The organism is Pseudomonas sp. B16(2017), assembly GCF_002113205.1.
Classification (GTDB): Bacteria; Pseudomonadota; Gammaproteobacteria; order Pseudomonadales; family Pseudomonadaceae; genus Aquipseudomonas; species Aquipseudomonas pharyngis.
The window spans coordinates 1-17,808 of record NZ_NEKA01000024.1 but is presented as its reverse complement, the minus strand read 5'-3'; the positions used below and the strand labels follow the sequence as shown (position 1 = coordinate 17,808).

Below are 17,808 nucleotides of genomic sequence, written 5' to 3'. Positions count from 1 at the left end.
TGTTTTCCTCTTCAGATGACGGCGACCGGACGCACTTCGGCGGCCAGCAAACGCTTGATTTCCGGGACGCAGGAGCCGCATTGCGTGCCGCACCCCAATGTATTTTTCAAACCCTGCAGATCCAGGCCATCACGGATACCGGCGCAGACCGCGCTGTGGCTGACGTTCTTGCAGTTGCACAGGGTCTTGTCCGCCACAGTCTGCACGCCGGCATTGCCCGGCGGCGCACTCATCGGTGCCAGCAGCCAGCGCCGCAGTTGTTCGTCGGCGCGGCCTTCGAGCCACAGACCTTGCAACCAGTGCTGGGCGAGGGTTTCACCGGCAAGGCGGATCGCGGTGATTCGCCCGTTTTCGATGCGTACCCGTTTGCCAATGGCGCGGCGAGGATCGTCATAAGCCAGTACCGGCCCCTCGATCAGAGCCAGGCACTGGTCGATTTCACGCAGCAATTGCGGTTCTGGCGCCACGACGCTGGCTGCGCGTATCAGCAGCGCAGGCCGTTCACGTCCGACAAGGCTGAGACTTGCGTAGGAAAACGCCTCGCAGAGCGGTCGAAGCGCCTCGAAATGCCGTTGAACATCGCCCTCGATCAGTGCGAACAGTTGCCATGGCAAGTCCACCGTTTCCAGCCGCACACCACTGTGCTTGAGTTCCGGTTGTTTCGACAAAGGATCGAAGGCGGGCAGGGTCAGGCTGTTCACGCCGCCCTTGAGGAAACGATCGCCCCAGTGCATCGGCAGGAACGCCTGGCCCGGACGCACGCTGTCATCGCTGGCGACCGCCACGATCACTGAGCCCCGACGACTTTTCAGATTCACCAGATCCCCCGGCTGCAAGCGGTGGCGACGCAATTCGTCCGGGTGCAGGCTCAACACCGCTTCGCTGACATGACCGAATAACTGCGCCGCCGTGCCGGTGCGGCTCATACCGTGCCATTGATCACGCAGGCGGCCAGTGATCAGGGTCAGTGGAAAGCGCGCGTCGCGTTGTTCTTTGGCGGCGCGATAGGGATTGGCAACGAACTGTGCGCGCCCGTTCGGCGTAGGAAAGATACCGTCGCCATACAGCCGGGCTGTACCTTGGCGGGCGCCAGCGGGGAAGGGCCATTGCTGTGGCCCCAGCTCATCAATCAACCGATGGTTGATCCCGGACAAATCCAGATCGCGTCCCCGGGTCAGTTGTTTGTACTCGTCAAAAAGCTGCGCCGGTTGCTCGAACGCAAACAGACCTGGCTGTTGCGGGCGCAGACGTTTCTCCAGGCGTTGTGCGAAATCAACGGTAATCGCCCAGTCCGGACGCGCTTCACCCGGTGCGGCAATGGCCTGGCGGACGTGGGAAATCCGCCGCTCGGAGTTGGTCACCGAGCCTTCTTTCTCGCCCCAACTGGCCGCCGGCAACAGCAGATCGGCAAACGCCGCGGTTTCGGTGGTGCGAAACGCCTCCTGCAACACCACGAACGGACAAGTCTCCAGCGCCGCGCGGACGGCGTTCTGGTCAGGCATCGATTGTGCGGGGTTGGTGCAGGCAATCCACAACGCCTTGATCTTGCCGCTGCGCACTTGTTCAAACAGTTCGATGGCACTGAGACCGGTATTTTCCGGCAGCTTATCCACACCCCAATACGCCGCGACTTCTGCGCGGTGCTCTGGATTGGCGACTTCACGGTGACCGGGCAACAGGTTGGAAAGACTGCCGGTTTCGCGCCCGCCCATGGCATTTGGCTGACCGGTCAGGGAGAAAGGTCCTGCACCCGGCCGGCCGATTTGTCCGGTGGCCAAGTGCAGATTGATCAGCGCGCTGTTCTTGGCGCTGCCGGCAGTGGACTGGTTCAGGCCCATGCACCACAGCGACAGAAAGCTTGGTGATGTGCCGATCCATTCGGCGCATTGCTGCAACTGCTCGACGCTGATCCCACACAACTGCGAAACCATCGCCGGCGTGTAGTCGCGCACCAGGCTTTTAAGCTCGGCGAGGCCTTCGGTGTGGGCCTTGATGAAGTCGCGGTCGATCCAGTCTTCCCACAACAGCAGATGCAAAATCCCATGGAACAAAGCGACATCGGTGCCCGGCAGAATCGCCAGATGCAGGTCGGCCAAATCACAAGTGTCGGTGCGCCGTGGATCAATGACGACGACTTTCATCTGCGGGCGGCGGGATTTGGCTTCTTCGAGGCGGCGAAAAAGCACTGGATGCGCGTAGGCCATGTTACTGCCGACGATCACCACGCAATCGCTCAACTCCAGGTCTTCATAGCTGCACGGCGGAGCGTCGGCGCCGAGGCTGCGCTTGTAACCGACCACCGCCGAAGACATGCACAGCCGCGAATTGCTGTCGATGTTGTTGGTGCCAACCAGCGCCCGCGCCAGTTTGTTGAAGGCGTAGTAATCCTCGGTCAGCAATTGCCCGGAGATGTAGAACGCCACGCTGTCCGGGCCGTGTTCGGCGATGGTTTCGGCGAAGACCTGGGTGGCGTGATCCAGTGCGGTGTCCCAGTCGCAACGGCTGCGCGCCAGGCCTTTGCCCAGGCGCAGTTCCGGGTACAACGCCCGTGCCGCCAAGTCGCCGGTCAGGTGCAGGGTCGAGCCTTTGCTGCACAGTTTGCCGAAGTTGGCCGGATGCGCCGGATCACCGCTGACGCCGAGGATGCGCTCGCCGTCATGCTCGATCAGCACGCCGCAGCCGACCCCGCAATAACAGCAGGTCGAGGCGGTCGTCTGGCGGTTCATCAGACGGCGTCCCGCAGGGCCAGTTGCACGCGGCCGTTTTCCACTCGGGCCGGGTGATGGTGCGCGCAGCCGACGTCCGGGGCCTGGGCTTCGCCGGATTGCAGGTCGATCTGCCAGTTGTGCAGCGGGCAGGCGACACGTTTGCCGTAGATCAGTCCTTGGGACAACGGGCCGCCCTTGTGCGGACAGCGGTCATCGAGTGCGAAAACTTCGTCGTCGCTTGTACGAAAGATCGCAATGTCACCTTTGGGCCCGGCGATGATCCGCGAACCGAGGGCGTTGATCTCTTCCAGGGCACAGATATCGAGCCAGTTCATGCCGGCACCTCCAGGTTTTTCACAGGGATCACGTCGAATTCTTTCTTCAGTTGCGGCTGGGCGAGGCGCTCTTTCCACGGATCCTGTTCGAACGACAGGGAGAATTGCAGGCGTTCGTTCAGGGCCTTGCGGCGTTCGGGATCTTCCAGCACGGCCTTCTTGATGTGCTCCATGCCGACCCGTTGCAGGTAGTGCACGGTGCGTTCGAGGTAGAAGGCTTCTTCGCGGTACAGCTGCAGGAACGCGCCGTTGTATTCGCGCACTTCCTCGGCGGTCTTGAGCTTGACGAAGAACTCGGCGACTTCGGTCTTGATCCCGCCGTTGCCGCCGATGTACATCTCCCAGCCGGAATCGACGCCGATGATGCCTACGTCCTTGATCCCCGCTTCCGAACAGTTGCGTGGGCATCCGGAGACCGCCAGCTTCACTTTGTGCGGCGACCACATGTTGAACAGGTCATGTTCGAGGTCGATGCCCAACTGGGTCGAATTCTGCGTGCCGAAGCGGCAGAACTCGCTGCCGACGCAGGTTTTCACGGTGCGGATCGATTTGCCGTAGGCGTGGCCGGACGGCATGTCGAGGTCTTTCCATACACCGGGCAGGTCCTGTTTCTTGATTCCCAAAAGGTCGATGCGCTGGCCGCCGGTGACCTTGACCATTGGCACCTGGTATTTGTCCGCCACGTCGGCGATCCGCCGCAGTTCCGACGGGTTGGTCACGCCGCCCCACATCCGCGGCACTACCGAGTAGGTGCCGTCCTTCTGGATGTTGGCGTGGGCTCGTTCGTTGATCAGGCGCGACTGCGGATCGTCCTTGGCTTCGCCGGGCCAGGTGGAAATCAGGTAATAGTTGAGGGCCGGACGGCAGGTGGCGCAGCCGTTCGGGGTGCGCCAGTTGAGGTAGCTCATGGTGCCGGCGATGGTCAGCAGGTGCTGCTCGCGAATGGCCTGGCGGATCTGGCCGTGGTTGAGGTCGCTGCAACCGCAGATGGCTTTTTCGCTTTTCGGTTTGACGTCCGCCGCGCCGCCGACGGTGTTGATCAGGATCTGCTCGACCAGCCCGGCGCAGGAGCCACAAGAGCTGGCAGCCTTGGTGTGTTTCTTCACTTCGTCGACGCTGAACAGCCCGTGTTCCTGAATCGCCTTGACGATGGTGCCCTTGCACACGCCGTTGCAGCCGCAGACTTCGGCGTTGTCGGCCATGCTCATGGCTTTGTCCTGGCCCTGATGTCCTACGTCACCGAGGGCGTTTTCACCAAACATCAAGTGATCGCGGATCTCGCCAATGTCGTGATTCTCACGAATCTGCCGGAAATACCAACCGCCATCTGCCGTATCGCCGTACAGACAGGCGCCGACCAGCACGTCATCTTTGATCACCAGTTTTTTGTACACCCCGCCGATCGGGTCGGAGAGGGTGATGGTCTCGGTGCCTTCGCCGCCCATGAAGTCGCCGGCGGAAAACAGGTCGATGCCGGTGACCTTCAATTTGGTCGACGTCACCGAGCCCTGATAACGGGCGAAGCCCAGTTGCGCCAGGTGGTTGGCGCAGACCTTGGCCTGTTCGAACAGCGGCGCCACCAGGCCGTAGGCAATGCCACGATGGCTGGCGCATTCACCGATGGCATAGATGCGCGGGTCGTAGGTTTGCAGGGTGTCGTTGACCAGAATCCCGCGATTGCACGGGATGCCGGCCTTTTCCGCGAGTTCGGTGTTGGGGCGAATGCCGGCAGCCATGACCACCAGATCGGCGGGAATGATGTCGCCGTTCTTGAACTGCACCGAGCCGACCCGACCATTACCGGCGTCGTGCAGGGCCTGGGTCTGTTCGCACAGGCGAAAGTGCAGGCCACGGGCCTCGAGGGCGGTTTGCAGGAGCTGGCCGCTGGTCTTGTCCAGTTGCCGCTCCAGCAGCCATTCACCGAGGTGCACCACGGTGACGTGCATGCCGCGCAGCATCAGGCCGTTGGCCGCTTCGAGGCCGAGCAGGCCGCCGCCGATCACCACGGCGTGCTTGTGGGTTTTTGCGGTGTCGATCATCGCCTGGGTGTCGGCGATGTCGCGGTAACCGATCACGCCCTGCAAGGTGTTGCCGGGGATCGGCAGGATGAACGGGGTCGAGCCGGTGGCGATCAGCAGGCGATCGTATTCGGCCTCGGTGCCGTCTTCGGCGATCACCCGGCGTTTGACCCGGTCGATCTCCACCACTTTGCGGTTGAGCAGCAGTTTGATGCCGTTTTCCAGGTACCAGTCGAGGTCGTTGAGCACGATCTCTTCGAAGGTCTGCTCGCCGGCCAATACCGGCGACAGCAGGATGCGGTTGTAGTTGGTGTGCGGTTCGGCGCCGAAGACCGTGATGTCGTACAGCTCGTTGCTCAGCTTGAGCAGTTCTTCCAGGGTGCGGACCCCGGCCATGCCATTGCCGATCATCACCAGTTTGAGTTTTTTCATCAGGTTCTCCGGGAGCATCGGGCTTGCCTCTTGTGGGCAGTCAGGCCTTGCTCGACAAAAATGGCGCAAACAAAAAAGGCGTCCCGCCAGTTACCTAGCGAGGACGCCTTTGTCCTTGTCCCGTTCTCTCGGGAAGCCTGGCCTTCGTCGTTGAAGGTCGGGCTTTATGTCAGTTGAAAACGTTAATGCAGTGGTTGTGCCAAGTCGCGCAGAGTCGCGAATTCGTTGGGGTAGGGCTGGAATTGGCCAGATATTCAGTGTGGTTTTTGCACTGAATGGAAGCGGCACGCCCATTAATGGAGCGCCGCATCAGCCATGAAACAACAGAAACAGCAGCACCAGATTGCCCAGCAGTGCCAGCAACGCCAATGTCCGCCAGACCTTCAGCGGCTCCCGTTCCAGCAAGGGGCGAGGGCGTACATTCAGGCTGCGGCGCTCACCTTGTTCCAGCGTCAGCAGCCATTCCTCGGCGGTTTCATACCGTTGCAGCGGATCGGCCGAGACCCCGCGCTCCAGACACTGCGCCAGCCACTCCGGCAGATCCGGGCGATAGCGACCGGCACTCACCGGCACCCCGAAACGCGGGCGCTGGAACGCTTCGATCTCACCGTAGGGAAAATGCCCGGTGAGCAAGAAATACAGAGTCACGCCCACCGCATACAGATCCTGTTGTGCGCCGGGTGCGGCGCCCTGAAAGGCTTCCGGTGCGATGTAGCTCGGGGTTCCGGGCAAGGTCGACGGTGCGTCCTGCGACAGACCGGGGCAATACGCCAGACCGAAATCCAGCAGCCGCAACTCGCCGTCATCCCCCAGATGCAGGTTTTCGGGTTTGATGTCGCGGTGCAGGATCTGCCGTCGATGCAGCAGGCCGACGGCCCGCAGCAGGCGTTCGGCCAGATCCTGCCAATGGGCCAGTGGCAGCGGGCCGCTTTGTTCGAACAACTGCGCCAGGGTGGTTCCCGAATATTCACGCATCACGTAGTACAAATGCTGACGCTGACCGGCGCTATGGACTTCAGGGAAATGCCGCCCGGCGACGCGTTTGAGAAACCATTCCTCCGCCAGCAAGGCCTGACCGGCCTGAGCATCGTCTGCCAGTTGTGCAGGCAAGGTCTTCAACAGCCACGCCTGACCCTGACCATCGAGCACGCGATACAGCAGCGATTGCTGGCTCTGACTTATAACCTCTTGAACCCGCCAGCCTTCAAAGGCCTGAGCCGGTTTCAGCGGCGGGGGCAGGGGCCATTGCTGCAAATGAATCAACGCATCGCCAAGGCTGGCCTCGCCAACCGCATCCACCCGCACCAACAGCGCACTGGCATTGTCCTGACTGCCGGCCAGATGCGCAGCGTTGACCAGCGTTTGCGCGGCACTGTGCAGGTCCGGTTGATCGCGCAGAATCCCGGCGATGGCGGTATCGCCAAGCGCGGCCCACACGCCGTCACTGAGCAGCACGAAACATTCGCCGTCACGCAGTTCGCCGTCGAGAAAGTCCAGCACCAGATGCTGATCCAGCCCCAGTGCGCGCTTGAGCACATGCTGCATGCCCGGTTGATCCCAGACGTGATCCTCGCTGATTCGCTGCAAGGTTTCGGCGTGCCAGCGATAAACCCGGCAATCGCCGACGTGCGCCAGGGTAAAGCGCCGGCCGCGCATGACCAGCGCACTGACCGTGGTGAGCAGCGGCTGACCGCCACCATTGGCCTGCAACCAGCGGTTTTGTGCGAGCAGCAGACGATCGAGGGCCTGGGCCACGCTCCAGGTTTCCGGGGTGGCGTAGTAGTCCAGCGCCAGCGCCTGCAAGGTCGAACGCGCGGCCAGACCACCGTCGGCGCACTGGCTGACGCCGTCGGCGATGGCGAACAGGAAACCCTTGCTGGCGGCCAGCGCCGGGGCCGGAGTCACCAGGCGCAAGGCGTCCTGGTTTTCCGCGCGGGGACCGGTGGCGCTGGCTTCGGCAAAGCTCAGTTGCAGAGCCATTCGGGCCTCAGACCCGGGCAGCGGTCACGGCCGCCGAACCCCAGGTGGTTCTCCAGCGACGTTTGACCCCATGCAGGCCGAACCACGCCAGCACGCCAAGGCTGGCGAACAACCACAGCGCCAGTTGATAGCTGCCGGTGCTCTGTTTGATCGCGCCCATGCCTGCCGCCAGGGCAAAGCCGCCGATGCCGCCGGCCATGCCGATCAGCCCGGTCATCACGCCGATTTCACGCCGAAAGCGCTGTGGCACCAGTTGGAACACCGCGCCATTACCCGCGCCGAGACCGAGCATGGTGCAGACGAACAGGGCCAGCGCCGCGTAGGAACTCGGCAGGTTGAAGCCGACCGCCGCGATGCAGACTACGGCCACTGTGTACATCGCCAGCAGGGTGCGAATTCCGCCGAACCGGTCCGCCAGCGCGCCACCCAGCGGTCGCATCAGGCTGCCGCCGAACACGCAGGCGGCGGTGTAGTAACCGGCGGTCACCGGGCTGAGGCCGTATTGATCGTTGAAGTAGCCGGGCAGGGCGCTGGCCAGGCCGATGAAGCCGCCGAAGGTGACGCTGTAGAAAAACATGAACCACCAGCTGTCGCGGTCGCCCAGGGCCTTGAAGTAGTCGGCCATGGATTTGGCTTTTGGTCGCTCGGGAGCGTTTTTTGCCAGCCAGGCGAACAGCACCAAAGTCAGGAGCAGCGGAATCAGGGCGAACCCGAACACATTGCTCCAGCCAAACGCCGCCGCCAGCACCGGGGCGATCAGCGCCGCGAACACGGTCCCGGAATTGCCGGCCCCGGCGATGCCCATCGCCTTGCCCTGATGCTCCGGCGGATACCACTGCGAGGCCAGCGGCAGGGCGACGGCGAATGAGGCGCCGGCCATGCCGAGGAACAGGCCGAGCAGCAGAGCCTGTTCGTAACTGTGGATGCCGAGTTTCCAGGCACCGAACAATGCGCAGATCACGATCACTTGGCCGATCAGCCCGGCAGTCTTGGGTGACAGGCGATCGGCAAGCATGCCCATCGCAAAGCGCAGCACCGCGCCGGCCAGAATCGGCGTGGCCACCACGAGGCCACGCTGTTGAGTGGTCAGGTGCAGGTCGCCAGCAATCTGCACCGCCAGCGGGCCGAGCAGGTACCAGACCATGAAGCTCAGGTCGAAATACAGGAAGGCTGCGAACAGGGTCGGGGTGTGGCCGGATTTCCAGAAGCTTTTATTCATCGCGCACCTCAGCTGTTAAGAATCTCGAGAAGGAGTCACAAGCCAGCAAGTGGAGCGCCGCCACGGCCGCACCACCGGCCCCGGGCTGTGGGGCCAAAACGCAAAAACGCCGCTACCCGGATCGCCGAAAGGGGCGAAGAAGGTGAGCGACGTCTTTGTCGTAGGTGGGGCAACCGCCGTTGGTTACCTGTGGTGATTGCTTAGCGAGATTTGTGCCAATAGTCTGAAATCGCGTTACGGCCAATCGCGGGCAAGCCCGCTCCCACAGGTTCCGCATTAATCACAGAGACTGTGTACGACAACGAAACCTGTGGGAGCTGGCTTGCCAGCGATGGGGCCTTTACAGGCCCCACGAAACTTCAGCCAAGCAACTCGCTCATGGCAATGATTTGCTCCGCCACCTGAATCAGTTTCTGCTGGCGGCTCATGGCCTGGCGGCGCATCAGGGTGTAGGCCTCTTCTTCGTTGCAGTCCTTCATTTTCATCAACAGGCCTTTGGCCAGTTCGATGCGTTTGCGCTCGGCCAGTTGCTGGTCGCGGGCCTGTAGCTGGGCGCGCAAGGCCTGATCGCTTTCGAAGCGGGCCATGGCCACGTCGAGAATCGGCTGCAGGCGCTGTGCGTGAATGCCTTCGACGATGTAGGCACTGACCCCGGACTTGATCGCCTGACGCATCACGCCGGGATCATGCTCGTCGGTGAACATCACGATCGGCCGGGGCTGGTCGCGGCTGACCAGCACCACTTGCTCCATCACATCGCGGCTCGGTGACTCGGTATCGATCAGGATCACGTCCGGACGCACCGTTTCGACGCGCGCCGGCAGGTCGATGGTCAGGCCCGACTCGTCGATCACCTCGAAACCGGCCTCGGCCAGCGCGGCTTTCAGGCGTCCGACTTTTTTCGCGGTGTCGTTGATCAGCAGAATGCGCAGCATGTTCGCGGTCTCCTGTCAGCGGTGGGCGAGAAGGGGGGCGCTGTCGCTCAGCGCGTGGAGCTTGAAGCTTCGGGCGTAGGCGGCCGGGTCGCTGCCGTCCCAGATTTTGCCGTCGATCAACTGGCTGCTGCGCATGTCCTTGCCCCAGGCCGCAAAGCCCACAGCAGTCGCTGCGTCGCGATAGATCTCCAGTTGTTGTACCTGACGGGCGACGGCGAGGTAGTCCGGGTCATCGCGCAGCAAACCCCAGCGGCGGAACTGGGTCATGAACCACATGCCGTCCGACAGGTACGGCAGGTTCACCGCGCCATCGCCGTGAAAGCGCAGGGCGTGCGGGTCTTGCCAGCGATTGCCGAGGCCATCGTCGTAGTCGCCGAGAAAGCGCGGTTCGATGCAGGAGACCGGGGCGTCGAGGTACTCGGCGGCGCTGAGAAGTTGCGCGGTGCTGCGGCGGTTTTCCGGGCTCTCTTCGATGAAACGGCTGGCCTCGAGGATCGCCATCACCAGCGCGCGCGCGGTGTTGGGGTATTGCTCGACGAAGGCACGGGTGCAGCCGAGGACTTTTTCCGGGTGATCGGGCCAGATGGTCTGGCTGGTCGCCAACGTGAAACCGAGATTCTGCTGCACGGCGCTGGCCGCCCAGGGCTCGCCGACGCATAAACCATCGATGCGACCGGCCTGAAGGTGCGCGACCATTTGCGGCGGCGGCACCACCACGCTGTCGACATCCTGCAACGGATGAATGCCCTGGCTCGCCAGCCAGTAATACAGCCACAGGGCATGGGTGCCGGTCGGGAAGGTCTGGGCGAAGGTCAGTTTTGCGCGGGTTTGGTGCACATGATGGTGCAGCGCTTCAGGACCGGTCACGCCCAGGCCCTGCAAACCGTGGGACAGGTTGAGGCTCTGGCCGTTCTGGTTCAGACCCATCAACACCGCCATGTCGGTTGACGCGACGCCGCCGATGCCCAGATGCACCGCGTAAATCAGGCCGTAAAGGCTGTGGGCGGCATCGAGTTCGCCGCTGACCAGATTGTCCCGCAGGTTGGCCCAGGAACTCTGGCGCTTGAGATTCAGGGTCAGGCCGTAAGGCTGGGCAAAGCCCTGAGTGGCGGCGACCACCAGCGAGGCGCAGTCGCTCAGGGCCATGAAGCCCAGGTTGATCGCGCTTTTTTCCGGGGCATCGCTGCCGTTGACCCAGGCCAGCGGCCCGGCGGAGGTTTGAGTCATGAAAGCCACCCTCAAAAAAAACGTCGTCCCAGGCTTTGCCCGCGCAAAACCGAGAGACGACGCCATTGTCCTTGCCTGCACGCCACCATTGGCCTGCCGGCTGATGCCGTGGAAGGTGCAAGGCATATGCCATGCGCACGGATTTACCCGTGCGCCTCGCGCGGCGGGGGGATGCCCGGCTATAATCGCCGCCTCTTTTCGCCGTCCGAGTCATAGCCGCCCATGTACACCCTGGCCCGTCAGCTGTTGTTCAAACTTTCCCCGGAAACCTCCCACGATCTATCGCTGGATCTGATCGGCGCGGGCGGGCGTTTGGGCCTCAACGGCTTGCTGTGCAAGGCGCCGGCGTCGCTGCCGGTGAATGTCATGGGCCTGACGTTCCCGAACCCTGTGGGTCTGGCGGCCGGTCTGGACAAGAACGGCGCGGCCATCGACGGCTTCGCCCAGCTGGGTTTCGGGTTTGTCGAAATCGGCACCGTGACCCCACGTCCGCAGCCGGGCAACCCGAAACCACGGATTTTCCGCCTGCCGGAAGCCGAGGCGATCATCAACCGCATGGGGTTCAACAACCTCGGTGTGGATAACCTGCTGGCGCGGGTGGCGGCGGCCAAATACAAAGGCGTGCTGGGGATCAACATCGGCAAGAACTTCGACACTCCGGTCGAGCGCGCAGTGGACGACTACCTGATCTGCCTGGACAAGGTTTACGCCCACGCCAGTTACGTCACGGTCAACGTCAGCTCGCCGAACACCCCGGGCCTGCGCAGCCTGCAGTTCGGCGATTCGCTCAAGCAATTGCTGGCGGACCTGGCCACGCGCCGCGCCGAACTGGCGCTGCGCCACGGCAAGCATGTACCGCTGGCGATCAAGATCGCGCCGGACATGACCGACGAAGAAACCGCGCAAGTCGCCCAGGCACTGATCGAAACCGGGATGGACGCGGTGATCGCCACCAACACCACCCTCAGCCGCGTGGGCGTCGAAGGCATGGAACACGGGGACGAGGCGGGCGGTCTGTCCGGCGCGCCGGTTCGCGAGAAGAGCACCCATACCGTGAAAGTGCTGGCGTCCGAGCTGGGCGGCAAGCTGCCGATCATCGCGGCGGGCGGCATCACCGAAGGCAAGCATGCGGCCGAGAAGATCGCGGCCGGCGCGAGCCTGGTGCAGATCTACTCCGGCTTCATCTATAAGGGCCCGGCGCTGATCCGCGAGTCCGTGGATGCGATCGCCGCCAAGCGCTGATCCTTTGTGGGAGCGAGCAGGTCGAGTCGTCGCACCGTCGCTCCCACAGGTTTTGTGTATGGCATAAATAATGCGGCGGGCATAAAAAAGGGCTCCTCGAAGGAGCCCCTGGGCCGTAGCCCGCCGTCCGGGAAGGACGTGCATGGTGATCAGGTTGTTACAAAATCAGATTGTCGTGTCGGAATAAGTGCCCTGTGTCAGCCGACGGCGTGAAGTTCGTTGAGTCTGTGGATTCCCGCAGTGCCGGTCATACCGTCCCAGTTGTCGCCGCGTCCTTCTCGCCAGCCGTTGATCCAGGCTTGACGTACCGACGGTAGAGTAAATGGGCAAAGCTCACGGGATTTACCACCAACGCCATATTGATATCCGCGCAAAAATGCTCTTTCCAACGGATCACGCTTAAGTCTTCTCATAGGGTGTTTCCCTCACTTGTTGACTGTTTTTGTCGCGTCGACCTCAATTGAGGTCTGGCAGAAAAACTCTGCCGTTGGCGGCTCGCTGCCGGCGTGGCGAGCCAAGGTGTTGACGCCGTTGCGACGTCAACCTGTGTTCAGTTCTAACCAATGAGTCACATCGATGGAATGACCGTTTTGTCATAAGGACGTAACGAAAAAGATGCTATGGCCATAAGTAACCGCGTATTTATCCAGCGTCCATTGGCCAAACCCCGGTATGATCGGCCCCGCGCTGGATGATGAGGTTAATCCTTTAGTGAGAATGACCCACGTTTACGCTGGGCTACTATTCGACGAAGGGTTGCTTTGAGTCATTTTGTTGCTTCAACTTTTTTATCTGTCCCGGCATCTAAGCTCTTTTAACCCGAGCAGCGGGGATGGAACGGCACACCTTCGTGCCATGCGGGCGCTCTTGTAGAAAAGCGCCTGATTGAAAACCGGATCGGCAATGCGTTGCCGGTTCATCAGCCAAAGGCTCTGGAAAAACCATGTCCGACCGTTTCGAACTCTTCCTCACTTGCCCCAAAGGCCTTGAAGGCCTGCTCATCGAGGAAGCCGTCGGGCTTGGCCTTGAAGAGGCCCGCGAACACACCTCCGCCGTGCGTGGCATGGCGACCATGGAAACCGCTTATCGCCTGTGCCTCTGGTCGCGTCTGGCCAACCGGGTGCTGCTGGTCCTTAAGCGCTTCCCGATGAAAAACGCCGAAGACCTGTACCACGGCGTACTCGACGTCGACTGGCAGGACCACATGCTGGCCGACGGCACCCTGGCCGTGGAATTCAGCGGTCATGGCTCAGGCATCGACAACACCCACTTCGGCGCCCTGAAGGTCAAGGACGCCATCGTCGACAAACTGCGCACCCCGCAGGGCGACCGTCCAAGCATCGACAAGCTCAACCCGGACTTGCGCATTCACCTGCGTCTGGATCGCGGCGAAGCGATTCTGTCCCTCGACCTTTCCGGCCACAGCCTGCACCAGCGCGGCTATCGCTTGCAGCAGGGCGCCGCGCCGCTGAAGGAAAACCTCGCAGCCGCCATCCTGATCCGTTCCGGCTGGCCGCGCATCGCCGCCGAAGGTGGCGCGCTGGCGGACCCGATGTGCGGTGTCGGTACGTTCCTGGTCGAAGCCGGCATGATCGCCGCCGATATGGCGCCGAACCTGCGTCGCGAACAGTGGGGCTTTACCGCCTGGCTCGGTCACGTGCCGGCGCTGTGGAAAAAACTGCATGAAGAAGCCGTCGAGCGTGCTGCTGCCGGTCTGGCCAAGCCGCCGCTGTGGATTCGTGGTTATGAAGCCGACCCACGCCTGATTCAGCCGGGCCGCAACAACGTCGAACGCGCCGGCCTGAGCGAGTGGATCAAGATCTATCAGGGCGAAGTCGCGACCTTCGAACCGCGTCCGGACCAGAACCAGAAAGGTCTGGTCATCTGCAACCCGCCGTACGGCGAGCGTCTGGGTGATGAAGCCAGTCTGTTGTACCTCTACCAGAACCTGGGCGAGCGTCTGCGTCAGGCCTGCCTGAACTGGGAAGCGGCGGTGTTTACCGGCGCGCCGGACCTGGGCAAGCGCATGGGCATCCGCAGCCACAAACAGTATTCGTTCTGGAACGGCGCGCTGCCGTGCAAGCTGCTGTTGATCAAGGTCCTGCCGGATCAGTTCGTCACCGGCGAGCGCCGCACCCCGGAGCAGCGTCAGGCCGAGCGCGAGCAAGCCGCCTACGATCAGACGCCGAACGAGCCGCAAGAGCGCAAGTTCAACAAGAACGGTAACCCGATCAAACCGACGCCGGCCCCGGCGCCAGTGGTCGAGCAGCCGCGCCTGAGCGAAGGCGGGCAGATGTTTGCCAACCGTCTGCAGAAGAATCTCAAGGCGATGGGCAAGTGGGTCAAGCGCGAAGGCATCGACTGCTACCGCGTCTACGATGCGGACATGCCGGAATACGCCATGGCCATCGACCTGTACCACGACTGGGTACACGTTCAGGAATATGCCGCGCCGAAGTCGATCGATCCCGAAAAAGCCTCGATCCGCATGTTCGATGCCCTGGCGGCCATCCCGCAGGCGCTGAACATCGACAAGAGCCGCGTGGTGGTCAAGCGCCGCGAGCGTCAGAGCGGCACCAAGCAGTACGAGCGTCAGGCGGCTCAGGGCAAGTTCAATGAAGTGACCGAGGGCGGCGTGAAGTTGCTGGTCAACCTCACCGATTACCTCGACACCGGGCTGTTCCTCGATCACCGGCCGATGCGCATGCGGATTCAGAAAGAGGCGGCCGGCAAGCGCTTCCTCAACCTGTTCTGCTACACCGCGACCGCCAGCGTGCACGCAGCCAAGGGCGGCGCGCGCAGCACCACCAGTGTCGACCTGTCGAAAACCTACCTCGACTGGGCGCGCCGCAACCTGTCGCTCAACGGTTTCTCCGACAAGAACCGTCTGGAGCAGGGCGATGTGATGGCGTGGCTTGAGAACTGCCGCGAAGAGTACGACTTGATCTTCATCGATCCGCCGACCTTCTCCAACTCCAAGCGCATGGAAGGCATCTTCGACGTGCAGCGTGATCAGGTGCAGTTGATCGACCTGGCCATGGCGCGTCTGGCAGCGGGCGGGGTGTTGTATTTCTCCAACAACTTCCGCAAGTTCCAGCTCGAAGACAACCTGGCCGAGCGTTACGCGGTCGAGGAAATCACCGCCAGCACCATCGACCCGGATTTCGCCCGCAACGGCAAGATCCACCGCGCCTGGAAAATCACGGCTCGTTGACACTCTGCAACATTGGATCCACAGAGCCTTGATTTTTAAAGGCTCTTGGATCCGTTCAGAACTAGCCAAATTAGTGGCTAATAGCTATAACTCACACACGGCCGATGGGGTTTTTCCCGCAGATGCTGACGTAGTGAGTGGCTTTTATGTCGTTGCACCCCGTGCGCCCGAAGATATTGGGTTTTATCAGCGAAGAAGTCTCGGCCTGGCTGGTCGCGGTGCTGGTATTGCTCGCCGGCGGGATTCTCACGGGGCTGCTCGCCTGGGGCACCCTCAATCAGTTCCATAGCCAGTTGCGCCAGCGCTTTCAGCTACTGGCCAACGAGCGCTACAGCCGCATCGAAGAACGTTTTCAGGATCAGGAGCAACGCCTCGACGGCCTGCGCCGGTTCTTCGCCAACTCCGAATCGGTGTCCCGCGCCGAATTCGACGGCTACACCCACCCTTTATTACTGCGTACCCAGGCCTACTCGTTTGCCCTGCGGGTGAGGGGTGCCGAGCGTGCAGCGTTTGAACAGCGGACGCGAGATGAAGGCCTGAGCACCTTCAGCGTGCGCGAACTCAATGCCCGCGGCGAGCTGCAACTGGCCTCGGCCCGCGATGAATACGTAGTGGTGTTGTACAGCCAGACCCAGAGCCGACTTGGCGCGCCGCTGGGTTACGACTTGCTGGCCCAGCCATTGCGCCGCTCGACCCTTGAACGTGCCGACCAGCTTCGCGGCCTGGCGGTCTCGCAGCCGATGCATCTGGTCGGTATCGAGCCGGCTTACGCACGCGGCGTCTTGTTGGTGGCACCGCTGCTGCGCAAAGGGGAGTCCAGATCATATGGCTATGTGATGGCTGTCATCAGCATGCGTCAGCTGCTGGCAGACGGCTTGCCGGATGCACTTCATGACTATCTTTCGGTGCGCATCCTCGATCTGTCCACCAACGATCAGCATGAAGTGTTGTTCGAGTCGACCAATGAATCGGTGCCGAGCGATCTGTCGGCTACGCGGTTGGTGCGCATGGCCGATCACGACTATCAGGTGGATATTCTGCCCAGCGAAGCGTTCATGCAGGCCAACCATTCGGCGGTGGGCAGCGTGGTGGTGCTGGGCGGGTTGCTCAGTCTGCTGTTGAGCGCGCTGCTTTATGTGCTGGTCAGTCAGCGCCAGCGCGCGTTGCGCATGGTCGAGTTGCGTACTCAAGAACTGCATGAACGCGAACAGGAACTGCGCGGGACCCACGGCCAGTTGCGCGGGGTACTCAACGCGGCGACCCAAGTGGCAATCATCGCCACCGACCTGCGCGGCGTGATCAACACGTTCAACCCCGGTGCCGAGCAGATGCTCGGTTATCACAGCAACGAAGTGGTCGGCCACATGACCCTGGAAAACCTGCACTTTCCCCGGGAACTGGTGGCCCGCGCGGCGGAGCTCAGCGCCCGCTATGGCAAAACCATTCCGACCTGCCAGGCGATGCTGGTGGAGGGTGGCGAAGTCGGCGGGCACGAGGCGCGCGAGTGGACGCTGGTGCGCAAGGACGGCAGCCACATTCCAGTGAACATGCTGGCCACACCGGTGCTGGACGAGCAGGGGCTGTGGGTCGGGCACCTGGCGATCTGCATCGACATCACCGAGCGCAAGCGCGTGCACGAAGCGCTGGCCGCACGGGACGTGCTGTTGAAGAAGCTCAGCGCCCACGTGCCCGGCGGGATCTATCAATTCAAAATGGAGTTCGACGGGCGCTTCAGCGTGATCTACGCCAGCGACGGCATCCGCGAGATCTACGAGCTGGAGCCGGATGTGCTGCTGCTCAACGCCGAAGCGATCTTCACCCGCATCCATCCGCAGGACGTCAGCCGCGTGCGCAAGTCGATCCGCGCTTCGGCGGACAACCTCAGCCCGTGGCGCGAGGAATACCGCGTGCAATTACCCGGGCGCGGCCTGCGCTGGGTTCGCGGCGAGGCGACCCCGGAGGAACTGCCGGGTGGCGGCGTGCTGTGGCACGGCTATATTTCGGATATTTCCGACCTGAAACGGGTGGAAGAAGAATTGCGCGCGCTGTCGGTGACCGATTCCCTGACCGGCATTCACAACCGGCGTTATTTCCAGGAGCGCCTGACCACCGAGATGGCCCGGGTCGAGCGTGGCGGTGGCGAGTTGTCAGTGATCATGCTCGACATCGACCACTTCAAACGGATCAACGATCAGTACGGTCACGCGGTGGGCGACCGCGTGTTGCAGGCGGTTTGCGAGCGCATCGGTCACCGGCTGCGGCGTACCGACGTGTTCTGCCGGTTGGGCGGCGAAGAGTTCATGGTGCTGTGCCCGGACATCGACGGCGATCACGCCCACATGCTGGCCGAGGAGTTATGGCACAGCCTGCGCAGTGCGCCGATCGACGTGGTGGGGGTGGTGACGGCCAGTTTCGGGATTGCCAGCTGGCGACCGGGGGAGGGCGCGGATGCGCTGTTGCTGCGGGCGGATTCGGGGGTTTATGCGGCGAAGCAGGGT

Annotated in this window: 11 protein-coding genes; 3 read left to right on the top strand and 8 right to left on the bottom strand. The window is 62.4% G+C overall.

What is annotated here, in order from left to right; translation table 11 throughout:
• Positions 1 to 11 precede the first annotated feature (11 nt).
• The 7 genes from CAG25_RS27140 to CAG25_RS27110 form a co-directional block, all read right to left on the bottom strand.
• Positions 12 to 2,726, bottom strand: a complete 2,715-nt coding sequence (locus CAG25_RS27140) for a nitrate reductase (RefSeq protein ID WP_085613281.1) — start codon at positions 2,724 to 2,726, stop codon at positions 12 to 14.
• The gene (gene nirD / locus CAG25_RS27135) at positions 2,726 to 3,043 is read right to left on the bottom strand and encodes a nitrite reductase small subunit NirD (protein ID WP_007951992.1); all 318 of its coding nucleotides are present in this window, start codon (positions 3,041 to 3,043) and stop codon (positions 2,726 to 2,728) included. The genes CAG25_RS27140 and nirD overlap by 1 nt, the downstream gene beginning before the upstream one ends.
• On the bottom strand, positions 3,040 to 5,493 hold the full coding sequence (gene nirB / locus CAG25_RS27130; RefSeq protein ID WP_085613306.1) for a nitrite reductase large subunit NirB: 2,454 nt from the start codon (positions 5,491 to 5,493) through the stop codon (positions 3,040 to 3,042). Before nirB ends, nirD begins: the two co-directional genes overlap by 4 nt.
• A gap of 309 nt (positions 5,494 to 5,802) precedes the next feature.
• Entirely contained in the window at positions 5,803 to 7,473 is a 1,671-nt protein-coding gene (locus tag CAG25_RS27125; protein ID WP_085613282.1) for a bifunctional protein-serine/threonine kinase/phosphatase, read from the bottom strand.
• A gap of 7 nt (positions 7,474 to 7,480) precedes the next feature.
• A complete protein-coding gene (locus CAG25_RS27120; RefSeq protein WP_064594690.1) occupies positions 7,481 to 8,692 on the bottom strand; it encodes a NarK/NasA family nitrate transporter in 1,212 nt (403 codons plus the stop codon).
• A gap of 359 nt (positions 8,693 to 9,051) precedes the next feature.
• Complete coding sequence (locus tag CAG25_RS27115) at positions 9,052 to 9,627, bottom strand: ANTAR domain-containing response regulator (RefSeq protein WP_085613283.1); 576 nt, start codon at positions 9,625 to 9,627, stop codon at positions 9,052 to 9,054.
• A gap of 15 nt (positions 9,628 to 9,642) precedes the next feature.
• A complete protein-coding gene (locus CAG25_RS27110) occupies positions 9,643 to 10,854 on the bottom strand; it encodes a CmpA/NrtA family ABC transporter substrate-binding protein (RefSeq protein ID WP_085613284.1) in 1,212 nt (403 codons plus the stop codon).
• Between the two features lie 222 nt (positions 10,855 to 11,076).
• Here CAG25_RS27110 and CAG25_RS27105 point away from each other — a divergent pair, with 222 nt between their 5' ends.
• Positions 11,077 to 12,096, top strand: a complete 1,020-nt coding sequence (locus CAG25_RS27105) for a quinone-dependent dihydroorotate dehydrogenase (protein ID WP_039770005.1) — start codon at positions 11,077 to 11,079, stop codon at positions 12,094 to 12,096.
• A gap of 197 nt (positions 12,097 to 12,293) precedes the next feature.
• Here CAG25_RS27105 and rmf read toward each other — a convergent pair whose 3' ends face one another.
• Positions 12,294 to 12,509, bottom strand: coding sequence for a ribosome modulation factor (gene rmf / locus CAG25_RS27100; protein ID WP_003223300.1), 216 nt, complete (start codon positions 12,507 to 12,509; stop codon positions 12,294 to 12,296).
• Positions 12,510 to 13,039: 530 nt separating this feature from the next.
• On the opposite strand from rmf, the gene rlmKL reads away from it, so the two are divergent.
• On the top strand, positions 13,040 to 15,310 hold the full coding sequence (gene rlmKL, locus CAG25_RS27090) for a bifunctional 23S rRNA (guanine(2069)-N(7))-methyltransferase RlmK/23S rRNA (guanine(2445)-N(2))-methyltransferase RlmL (protein ID WP_064594693.1): 2,271 nt from the start codon (positions 13,040 to 13,042) through the stop codon (positions 15,308 to 15,310).
• A 146-nt stretch (positions 15,311 to 15,456) separates the two neighbouring features.
• A partial coding sequence (locus tag CAG25_RS27085; RefSeq protein ID WP_085690990.1) for a diguanylate cyclase occupies positions 15,457 to 17,808 on the top strand: 2,352 nt, incomplete at its 3' end.